We start from the raw sequence: 11,757 nt of genomic DNA on the forward strand, positions 1-11,757 counted from the left end.
AAGTAGTCAGCTCTGACAAATTTTTAATATCTTTGGATTGCAGCATTTTTACGTATTTGGAATTACGCCTTTAAGATACTGTTTTTCAGAATCTTAAAGTAATAAAAATGCTGCACTTTTTAACTTTACAATGTTAATTATCAACACAATAGCTCCTGCGAAACTTTAGTTATATTATTTGCAGTAATTGAACCTGCCACGCTTCCCAGAGAACAGCGTACCCAGGCGGGTCTTTTTTTTATACGTATTGCATGGCTTCAAAATCTGACTATCCTAAAAAGATAATATCATTTGATAAGCAAATTGAATTACTTCAAGAAAGAGGTTTAGAGATAGGAGATAGGAGATATTGGAACTGCTAAAGAGTTTTTACGAAATATAAGTTATTTCAGACTTCAAGGATTTTGGTGGGAATTTCACATAGACAAAGAAAATCACAAATTTAGAGCGGGGATTCGATTTGAAACGATAATCAACCTTTACACATTCGATAGCAAATTTCGACTAATTCTATTTGACGCACTTGAAAGAATTGAGGTAGCTATAAGAACTAAGTTAGTTTACTATCTCTCAATAGAACTAGGCCAATGGTGGATTGAAAATGAATCAAATTTCTACTCAAAAGAGTTTCATCAGGAATCATTGTCAGAAATAGATAAAGAGTTAAGCAGAACCAAAGAAATTTTTATTAAATCGCACTACAGAAAGTATGGCGATAATTATAGACCTCCGGCGTATAAAACGCTAGAAATTGTTTCTTTTGGATGTTTGTCTAAGCTTTACAGCAACTTAAATCATACTATTAAAGCAAAGGATAGAATAGCCAAGGAGTTTAACCTTCCCAATCATCATTTTTTGAGAAGCTGGCTCAAAACTTTTAATATAGTAAGAAATATTATCACACATCATAGCAGAATATGGAATAGAAATATTGACTCTCCGCCCAGATTACTCTACAAAACAGAATACGATTTTATTGACAGTCCTAAAAATGAAAATTCAATGTACCATTGTATGTCGTACATTTTGTATATTTTGAACAAGGTTTCTGCAGGACACGGGATAAAAGAGAGAATCATTATCTTAATAGAGGATAGCGATTTTATAAATCTCACAGAAATGGGGATACCTGATGATTGGCGAGACCAGAATATTTGGAAATAGAATTTACTAAGCCAAAATCATGGTGCCTTACTACCATATAGTTTTAGCACTATCACTAGCCTTCCCATTCGAGATACGCACTACATAAACACCGCGATTTAAGTTGAGAGGCACCACAGACCGGCCGCCATAGTTTTCGGCGACTTCAGTAAACACCCGCTTGCCAAGGACATCAAAAATCTCAACGAGGATGTAGGGGCTGATGGATTTGTAAACCAGGTTGAGCTCGTTTTCGTCTCTGTAGGTCAGTTCCAGACTAAAGCCATCTGTTTCTGTAAATGAAACGGCTTTTATGGCGCTGTGGGTGAATATGCCGTCAAAATCTGTTTGCTTTAAGCGGTAATACGACACTCCGGGAAGCGGTTTTTCATCTGTAAATGTATAATCTTTTGGAGTATGGCTGGTGCCTGCTCCGGTTACTTCTCCAATTCCCTGAAATACCCGTGCATCTGCCGAGCGCTCTACGGTAAAGAAAGCGTTGTTGGTCTCCGTCTCGGTGGTCCAGGCTGTTTGTACTTTGTAATTTTCGGGTTTTGCAGTGAATGAGGTTAGCTGGATGGGGAGGACGTTTATCTGAGCACCACCAGTTGATGCAAGTACAAAATCGCTGAAAGTCGGGAATGGAGTTGTAGAGCTTATTTCACCTGGAATTAAGGGATCTACTCCCACAACAGGGTACTCCCAACTAAGACCATCCCATTTAGCCATATTTAGATAGCTCAAATCTGTAATCACATTGCAGGGAGTGTTGCCGTAGGTTAAGGTCACATTTGCACTGGCACTTCCAGATGTTCTATTCAAAGTCCAATAATCACAATGGCCGAGTTCTTCTAAAAATCCGTTACCTCCTGCATTTCCATCGTAATAAGGGCCCGCATCTGGATGTACATCTGCAATATATCGTGCCCTAAAAGTGGAACTTTCTGATAAATCTGAAATTCCTATTGGTTGATAATAGCCAGCGTCACCAACAGGAAAACTGAAATCTTCTGTTCCTGATTTTGAAACAAAACCGTCTATATGGCTATCATTTCCGGGAGCGCCTGTGATAGCTATTCCTTGCGATAAAATCACTGTATTTGCAGGTTCCGTCAATTCCAAAATTCCATTTATAAATTGAATTTCACGCTTTACATCAAAACTTAAATCAGCGAGGATATTGAAACCTGTGCCTTTATTGATTATAAGGTTATTGGCAGAGATGGTGGTTCCTCCAAGTCCAATCATGTCCTGATCACCTGAAAGTTTCAGAATCCCCACTGCAGCACCAATGCCTGATGTTAGGTCAAGTGCTCCTTCAATATTTAAATCGCCTTGTACTTCGAGGCCTGTGCCTGATACAGGGGCGTTTATACCAGTGTTTCTCAAGGTGCTGCCTAATCTGACCAATAGTTCACCATCAACCCTAACAGGACTTGTATTTGTAATAAGATTGGAGAAGTCAATGTTTCCGGTTTCGCTTCCGCCGATGTCGAAGTCACCTTTTATTATGATCGGCTCATTTCCAACCATCGTAAAGTTACTTAGAAACACATCAGAATTGTTTATTTGAGATGAGTAATTGACGAGAGTTGTATTCTCCAAAATCAAGTTTGGATAGTGCATCGTAATAGCGGCTGTGCTACTAGCAAAACTTAGATTTCCGTTATTTGTATATCTGTAAATCCATGTGGCCGTAGCAGGGATGTTTGCTATGCCATTATGGTAAGCATTTCTATAGCGAGTGGCGTAGCTGCTGCTGGTTTTAATTAGCGTGCCTGCGGCTCCTATTTCCCATGTCGGTATTTCGTCAAGGAAGTCAATTCCATTAGCCAGGTTGCCATTGTCAATTAAGGTTCCATTTACGATTAGATCAGGACCTGACGCATTTCCATCCAATAGAGTGAGCTTTGTATTGGATAATAGTTCTAAAGTACAAGTCGGACAAATGTCAATCCAATCTGCGGTTAATTCTACATCGAAAGTTACATTGTGGCCGTTTTGAATAGTGATTTTATCAGAAGTACGATCAATTGGATATTGACAAACTTGTTCATAGGTTCCTCCTTCCGTATTGCTCATTTCCCAAATATCTAAATTTGACCAGTTGCCGCCTGATACTGTGCGGTAATAAGCTTTAGTATCAAAAGTGTAAGAGGCTGCGTTGCTGAATTTTCTACATTCACCTGTTCCGCCAGTTCCCATATCAACATAAAACTGATAATCGAGTAATTGAGAGGTGTTTCCGGTAATGGTAATTGAGGGGAAATTGGCAGCTGTTACAACCAATCCATTTGTGCCACCAAGTGTGCTTACCAAGCTCCAAGTTATATCTCCGGGTGCAATGTAGCGCCATGTGTAGGTTGTTGGGACATTTGGAGAAATATTAGTTGTTGCAGCAACACTAAAAGTGAGTTCATCACAATCCACATCTGCCGGATGTGTATTGATTATTATGTTTTTACCGCCTGGAACGTATGGTGCTACGCTTAGATTTTCGCAATCTTCCGTGTTGCTGATCGTCCAATTTGATGCGTTATAGGTAGTTGTTGGAGAAACAACGTTGACGTTTCTTGATTGACTAAAACCCGGAGCAGAACTTCCTGTTCCGCCAGCACCAATGCTGTTTGGATTTGGGGCGTAATCTATTGGTACTCCGTTTTTGTAGAGAAAGATTTCATCATTTCCATTATACCCTGGTGCTCCCGGACGATCATCTTGAATGGTGAAATCGGGACATAGTGAAGCTCCGCCGCCTAGTCTAAGAATATGGGTATTTCCAATTCCCACGCTCCCTGAAAGAATATAGGTAGAAGTTGCTCCCGTTTCAACAACTATAGAATAATTCCCGGTTGTAAGATTTATAGCGCTTGCCGTTCCGTTAAAAAGCTCTATATAACTTAAGCTTCCAGAACTGGCATCATAAACCTCGCTTATGAAAATATCGGTTGCATATCCACCGCCACTTCCGCTGGAACCTGAACAACTCTCATTACTATTTAGGTAAGTGAAGCTATCTGTAGATTTTGCTTCGCAATCGGAGACTATCACAGAAATAAGTCCACTGGTTGGAATGTCATCAATTAAAACATGAATTATATTATCATCTTCTACTGGTAAAAAAGTAACTGAATTTCCACCTATTCTAACGTCAGTAGCACCTGTGAAACCACTTCCTGTTATGGTGACAAGGGTTCCGTCCGGGCCTTCATGTGGACTGAATCCTGCAATTATGTGGGTGGGTGAGCATTCTGAAGTGCATAGAACTTCAAGATCGTCGAATGCAATATTTCCTGCACTTTTAGTATAAGTAAATCTAAACTGAACTAAGTTAGTGGGAAGTGCTGGGCTCGATGAGGCGTTGTAAGTGTAAACGGTGGGAGAATTTGAGATAGGAACGATATTTTCAATTGTAGTCCAGATTGAACCGTTATATCCTTCTACTAATAAAGCAGAACTTCCAGTTATGGATTGCCCTTTAAGCCAAAATGAGACTTCCGAAGCAGGATTGGTTGAGATAGATGTAGTCATCCTGTCACCGGAGTCGTCAAACTTAATAGAAGGAATTGAAATACCAGAACTCGAAGCTGTATTATATGTTCCTAATCCATTATAATTCCATCCACTTGGTTCACTCAGATAATTATTAAACCCTTCATTAATACATGGACCATCAAGAGTGTTGCAGCTTGTAAATCTTACGGTGCCGTCGGTCTTATAAGCAATGTCAGCACCAGAGTTCGAGTAAGGATAGATTTTGAAGAAATAATCTGTATTTGTGGCTAAACCATTAATGGCCGCTATTTCATTGTCTTGTGCTACATTCAAAGACCCAGCTCCGTCAGCTATGGGCGTGCCATCAACTGGAGGGGTGATGCTTGCGTAACTTAAATCAGACCAAAGAATTAGGTATCCCGAAGGAGTAGGTGTGGAACTCACATCTGTCCATTCAATGTAGATTTCGTCAATTTCTACGCCTTCGCAGTTAAAATCCGTTGGATGATCAGTCGGTTCTAGCTCAATGATAGCAATAGTAATATCCAGAGTCCAATCGTTTAAGAAACCGGTATCAGATCCAGCATCGTCACAAATTCTAAGAATCCATATGCCATTTGGGTCTTCACCATCAAAATCGCTTAGTGGATCAGTAATGCTTATTACCGTTTGGTCGGCAATTCCATTAATGATGTGATTTGAAGTTGAAATACTGCTGCCCGCTTCGTCGTCAAAATTCACCTCTAAATTATCTGCACCGAGACCTGTTGAGCCGTTAAGTAATTGAACGACTGTACCATTAGGAGATTCCAATTCTATTCGCAAGTCTGCACGATACGTATGGGTAATGGCAACAAAAACATTTATATCGCCAATGATTGAACCACCGGTGTATTCGAAAGTAGATTCCAAATAATTACTTGTACCGCAGCCGTTATCAGGAATTAAGGCTGGCACTGCGTATCCCAAAGTTCCAAGATTACCAGACCCAGTACTTGTTAAATAATTGAAGGTATCACCTGTGCATACTGCAAATACCTGAAAGTAATAGGTACTACCGGTTGTTAGTCCTGTAACTGTTGTAGCAGTTGCGCTGCCAGTGTAAACTACTTTATTCCCGGTTCCTAGATTAGTCGCTGAAGCAAAACTTTCTCCTCCCGTGTCTCCTGAATAGTCAACACCATCAGTAGGAGTGAAGTTTATAGAACTCGCTTCTCGTGCAACCAAAATATATTCATCTCCACCGGCTCCGGCAATCCAGTCGACATCTACTGATGTTGATGAGTTATCGGTGTATGAAATATCTGTGGCTTGAGAAGTGGGCTCTGCTGAACAAGGTGGTGAGCCTATCACAATATTAATATTGTATAGAGCGATGTTTGATCCTGAAGGTTTTAGGGTGTAGATCCATTTTACATATCTTGAAGCAGCATTTAAAGTTGTGATAGTCTTAGTTCCCGTTGCTGTATTAGAATATGAAGCAACTGCTGTGTATGCAATACCATTCGTAGACTCCAAAACTGAAAATGAAGCATCCGCTGGAATAGTGGTGCCGAAATTATTATTCACACCGATATCAAATGTCAAAGATCCCGGATAAGTATTGAAGCGCAGAACCAAATAATCACCTTGATCATCAAATTTTAATTTGGGGCCAGAATAGTCAGCACCTAATCCGGAATGAGAAAACCCAGTTGGGAGAGAAGTTTTAGAGATTGTTGTCGTATTTACCGGTAAAGTAGCCTGCCCATACCCATCTGCAAAAAAAAGAAAAGAAAGCACCGCAAGAAAATACGGCAAAGCGGAAAATTTACGCATCGGTTAAATTGATTTAGTAGCAACTACAACGGCAAAGATAGAACTTGGCGCATGGTTGGGAGCTAAGCTATTCTTATTTAATTGTACCGTTAAAGTTAAGGATTGTTTTTTGTCGAACCTATTTATGGTTTGTGAATGTTTTCCACAAAGGGGTTGCTTTGAAAGTCTGACGTTGTGCTTCCTACGTCCGGCGGGCTTTCGAGAGCCTCAAGCACCAGCTTTCGAGAGCCTCAAGCACCAGCTTTCGAGAGCCTTAAGCACCGGCTTTCGAGGGCTGGTAGAGCTGGCCATTCACTTGCTGATAAAACCAAATTCCCATTGTAACCACAACTGTTTTGGTAGATGCTACCGGAAAGGTGAGGCTTAGCGATTGTGGCGCCACGGAAGGATCGTTGATCATTATTTCGTCCGATTCTGTAAAGGTGGGAATTGCTTTTTCTTGATCTTAGTCGAATTCTGCGGCTGCGGTCATTAATTTAAAATGGGTGGCTCCCGGCATTGCGGCTATGTGGATGGAGGGAATGAATGCGGGAATATTGATATGGCTTGCTTTATTGATTGTAATACGTACTTTGCAGTTGTATAATTTTACTATCACAACAGGAAGCTATAATTCATATAAACGAAATGCCGGCTTCAAAATATTCGTTTATATCCGATATATGGGAAATAAACGACATAGAAGGTTGGGGAATGGGGTTTAGATGGATGTTACCCACCATTAGAAAAAAGCCCACCGCACATTTATACACATTTGGTTTTTGCCAACTCACGAGCCATCCCTAAAAAACCAAAAGAGTATAAATTTTCCCACCGCTCCCAGACTGTTAATAAGTTTGGAGAACAAAATCATAGAATTACCGAAAAGACTAATTATATTTGACAAATAATGTCAAATCATAATAATCAAGTGATATTTCACAAATGAAAGAAAGTAAGACAACGGGAGAAATACTTCGGGAAGAAAGAGAGAAAAAAGGACTTCTTCTGAGGCAAGTAGCAGCTATGCTTGATATTGATACTGCCATACTCAGTAAAATAGAAAGAAGTGAACGAAAAGCAACAAAAGAGCAAATTATAAAACTTGCTGAAATATTGGATTTAGACAAAGACAATCTGCTTATTCAATATTTGAGTGAAAAAATACTGAACGAAATAAAAGATGAAGAACTTGGGAGCAAAGCACTAAAAGTAGCTGAGCAAAAAATGAAATACATAAGCAAAAATAAAAGCGGAAATTGATGGAATTAAAATTAGAACTATTAGAATATCAAGAAACCGCAATCAAATCTATTGTAAATGTTTTTGATGGCAATGACAAAAATACATTTGACAATGCGTGTATTGACGGTATTCGTTCAAATATTTGTACGCTTTCAAATGAGCAATTAGCAGAAAACATCAAAACTATTTTGCTTGAAAACGGAATTGATGAAAAAATTGCAGAACTTAAAGACGAACGAGAGTTAACCATTGAAATGGAAACAGGAACAGGAAAAACCCTTGTTTACATTAAGTCTATTTACGAAATGTTTAAGCACTACGGATTTACAAAATTCATAATTCTTGTTCCTTCAGTTGCTATTAGACAAGGAGTATTAAATACACTTTCAATATTTGAAGAGCAACTGGAAGAAATTTATGGCTTTACTCCTAAAGCATTTGAATACAGCAGTAAACGATTAAATAAAGTAACCAATTTTGTAGAGGAACAACATCCGCAAATAATGGTAATGACTTTGGCTTCTTTCAATTCGGAAGACAAAATTTTAAACCAAGCGAAAAGAGAAGACCTTTTTGCAAACATCCCATTTATTGAAGCAATTGGACGAACAAATCCAATTATCATAATGGATGAACCACAGGAAGGAATGGATACATCAAATTCCATTAAACAAATTGCTAAACTTAATCCTCTATTTAAAATTAGATATTCAGCAACTCACAAAGTTGCAAAAAACAAAACGTATCGACTAACACCTTACGACAGTTACAAACAAGGTTTAGTAAAAAAGATAGAAGTTTTAACGGTTACAGAAAAAAATGATGAAGCCACTTTAAAACTGGAACTTTCGGAAACCAAAAATGGAAAAAATCCAATACAAGCAAAAATCAAAGCTTGGCATCAACTTTCAAGTGGAAAGATTGAATTTAAAGATTCTAAATGGCTGAAAGACGGAGATAACTTAGGAAAAGTAACGAACAACCCAAGTTATTTAAAATACACCATTAGCAGAATTAACAAAAGTCTCAGAACTGGAAAATGGTCTGTTAGTTTTCATAACGGAGTGGAGATTTTTGAAAAACAGGCTTCTGGAAATGTGCAAAGTATTTGGGCTTTACAATTAGAATGGCTCATCCTTCGCCACTTTACAAAAAAACAAAAACTAAAAGAAAAAGGCATAAAATGCCTTTCACTTATTTTTATTGATAAAGTTGCCAATTATGTAAGTGATGACCCAATAATCAAGAACCTTTTCATTGAAAAATACAAAGAAATTTACCCTGAATTTCACGATAATGTAGCACCAACAACTGAACATATTGAAATGATTCAAGGTTCATATTTTGCAAAAACCACTAAAAACGAATTTACCGATAACGAAACCTCAATGCGGAAAAATTCAGAAGTTTTTGATGCCATTTTAAAAGATAAAAAAGGTTTGTTAAGCTTTGGAGATTCTATTTCCAATAAAATTGAATTCATCTTTTCACACTCGGCTTTGGGTGTTGGTTGGGACAATCCAAACATCTTTAACATTGCTACATTAAGCAATTCTTTTTCTGAAATTAAAAAACGCCAAGAAATTGGTAGAGGATTAAGAATATGTGTAGATACGAATGGGCAACGTATTTATGACCAATTAAGTGTAAGTGATGATGAACGAATTAATCAACTTACAGTAATTCCAAACGAAACCTACGAGACTTTTGTAACGCAATATCAAGAAGAAATAAGAGAAGTTTACGGAACATCTGGTGCTGGTGCTGGAATGACCCATACGCACAGAGGCGAAAAACAAAATGAAGTTGAATTTAAACGTAGTGAAAGTGACACTATTAACAAAGCGTTTAAACGATTCTGGAATGCTTTAGCTAAAAAAACAAATTACACAGTAGCTTTTGATGAAGCAACATTAATAGAAAGAAGCCAAAAAGCATTAAATACAATTGAAATTGCAGATTATGTTGCAGAGGTAAGTAGCCGAACTATTGGTGCTATTACAGAAGAAGGTATTGAAGATGAATTTGGTGGAAAGGAAAATTACAAACTAAAAGCTCATTTTTCAGCATTAGATTTAGTAGAAGAAATAAGTGAAAACACAGGACTAAGTTATAACACAACTATTGAAATAATTGGAGAAACAAATCACGAGAACTTCGCAAAAAACCCACCACAATTTATTCATCAAGCATCATCCTTAATTAAGAATATCGAACTGGAAGAAATGATAAGGGGTTTGAATTATCATTTAACAGACGAAACTTTTCCTTTTGAATTCAACGATTTTGTAAAGCAAGTTGATGGCAACCAATACCGAGACACACCCAACAGAGGCTTTTACAACCGAATGCTTACAGATAGTGATATAGAAAGAAAATTTGCATTGGGAGCAGATTTAGATGATGAAGTTGTTTGCTTTATGAAACTCCCTGCATACTACAAAATCCCTACTCCTATCGGAAATTACAATCCCGATTTTGGTATTGTGATGAAAAGAAAGAGATTGAGGGATGGAAAAGAAAGTGAGTTCTACTTTGTAATTGAAACCAAAGGGACAAACGACATCAATGATAAAAAAGCATTGAAAGAAAGTGAAATTTATAAAATAGAATGTGCGGTAAAGCATTTCGCCACTTTAGGAGTAGAGGTACAATATAAAGCACCTGTTAAAGATTACCAATATTTTAAAACAGAAGCTACAAAAGACATTAACGCATTAATTGAAGAAGCATAATGAGCAACGATAACCAAAATACGGAGAACCCAATGGAAAACGTACAATCTCACGATTGGAACAAAGAAAGATTGGAACAATTAAAACAGTTGATGCCAGACCTTTTTACAAATGATGGCAAACTGAATGTTAGCGAACTCAAAAAAGTAATAGACCCTAAAAGTGTAAACGAAACCGAACGTTACGAATTTAGATGGTTTGGAAAGAGTAATGCGAAAAGAGAAGCCTTTACGCCTACTGATGCCACTTTAGTTTATGATGAAGAAAGAAGTGTAAACCCAACTGAAAATGAAAATCTGATTATTGAAGGAGAGAATTTAGCGGTATTGAAATTACTTAGTAACAGCTACCGTGAGCAAGTAAAGTGCATTTTCATTGACCCTCCCTACAACACAGGAAAAGATTTTGTGTATTCTGATAAATTTAACCAAGACAAAAAGGAATATTGGGAAGATGCCGAAATGACTGAAAATGGTTTTAAAATTGATACTAATGCTGAAACTGATGGACGTTATCATAGCAATTGGCTCAATATGATGTATAGTCGCTTATTAATTGCTCGACAACTTTTGAGAACTGACGGAGCAATTTTTATTGCTATTGATGATAATGAAGTACATCATTTGAGAAAATTGTGTGATGAAGTTTTTGGAGAGGATAATTTTTTAGGAAATATTGTATGGAAACATACAGAGCAAAGTAAAAATGATGAAAAATATTTTTCCAGACAATATAATAATATAATGGTGTTTCGAAAATCTGAGGCAATTGAAAGCTTTCGATTCCCAAGAACAGAAGAAGATAATGTAAACTATTCAAATCCGGATAATGACCCAGAAGGAGAATGGAGAAGCGGAGATACAAGAAGTCCAAACTACAGAAAAACGTTATTATTTGATATTAATACTCCAAGTGGTAAAACTATTGCTCCACCTGAAAACGGATGGAGATGGCAAGAATCAGAAGTTTTATCAAAAATTGAAAGCAAAGAAATTATTTTTAGTGATGACGAAACAAGAATAATCAGAAAAATATATCTTAAAAATCAAAATGGTAGAGTTGCTGAAAATATATGGCAGGGTGGTCTTTTTGGAACAACAAGAAATGCCAATACAGAAATCAAAAGCCTTTTCAATGATGAAGTAATCTTTGATACACCCAAACCAACCTCATTGATTAAAAGTATCCACCCGACCAACTACACCGCCTGATTTTCCAACTCACCAAAGCTTGTTAACTTTTCTGGTATGTCTATATTCCCAGGGAAGAGTTCAAAAAGTTTGTTGACCGGATGATCGGCGATTTTGCCAAGCACGGCAGTAAGCCAGGCCATAGGTTCTAC

Annotated in this window: 6 protein-coding genes; 4 read left to right on the plus strand and 2 right to left on the minus strand. The window is 37.6% G+C overall.

The features are described 5' to 3' along the window. Positions 1-348 precede the first annotated feature (348 nt). Entirely contained in the window at positions 349-1,164 is an 816-nt protein-coding gene (locus tag G3O08_RS19705) for an Abi family protein (RefSeq protein WP_317164116.1), read from the plus strand. A 30-nt stretch (positions 1,165-1,194) separates the two neighbouring features. Here G3O08_RS19705 and G3O08_RS19710 read toward each other — a convergent pair whose 3' ends face one another. Both G3O08_RS19710 and G3O08_RS19715 read right to left on the minus strand, forming a co-directional pair. After that, a complete protein-coding gene (locus G3O08_RS19710) occupies positions 1,195-6,456 on the minus strand; it encodes a proprotein convertase P-domain-containing protein (protein WP_163287167.1) in 5,262 nt (1,753 codons plus the stop codon). 253 nt (positions 6,457-6,709) lie between these two features. Next, on the minus strand, positions 6,710-6,856 hold the full coding sequence (locus tag G3O08_RS19715; protein ID WP_163287168.1) for a hypothetical protein: 147 nt from the start codon (positions 6,854-6,856) through the stop codon (positions 6,710-6,712). 524 nt (positions 6,857-7,380) lie between these two features. On the opposite strand from G3O08_RS19715, the gene G3O08_RS19720 reads away from it, so the two are divergent. The 3 genes from G3O08_RS19720 to G3O08_RS19730 are packed head-to-tail and all read left to right on the plus strand — an operon-like array spanning position 7,381 to position 11,626. Then, positions 7,381-7,698: a helix-turn-helix domain-containing protein gene (locus G3O08_RS19720; RefSeq protein ID WP_163287169.1), complete on the plus strand. Its 318-nt coding sequence runs from the start codon at positions 7,381-7,383 to the stop codon at positions 7,696-7,698. After that, on the plus strand, positions 7,698-10,415 hold the full coding sequence (locus tag G3O08_RS19725) for a restriction endonuclease (protein WP_163287170.1): 2,718 nt from the start codon (positions 7,698-7,700) through the stop codon (positions 10,413-10,415). Before G3O08_RS19720 ends, G3O08_RS19725 begins: the two co-directional genes overlap by 1 nt. A 32-nt stretch (positions 10,416-10,447) precedes the next feature. Next, complete coding sequence (locus G3O08_RS19730) at positions 10,448-11,626, plus strand: site-specific DNA-methyltransferase (RefSeq protein ID WP_163287171.1); 1,179 nt, start codon at positions 10,448-10,450, stop codon at positions 11,624-11,626. Positions 11,627-11,757 lie beyond the last annotated feature (131 nt).

The organism is Cryomorpha ignava (assembly GCF_010686655.1).
Lineage (GTDB): Bacteria > Bacteroidota > Bacteroidia > Flavobacteriales_D > Cryomorphaceae > Cryomorpha > Cryomorpha ignava.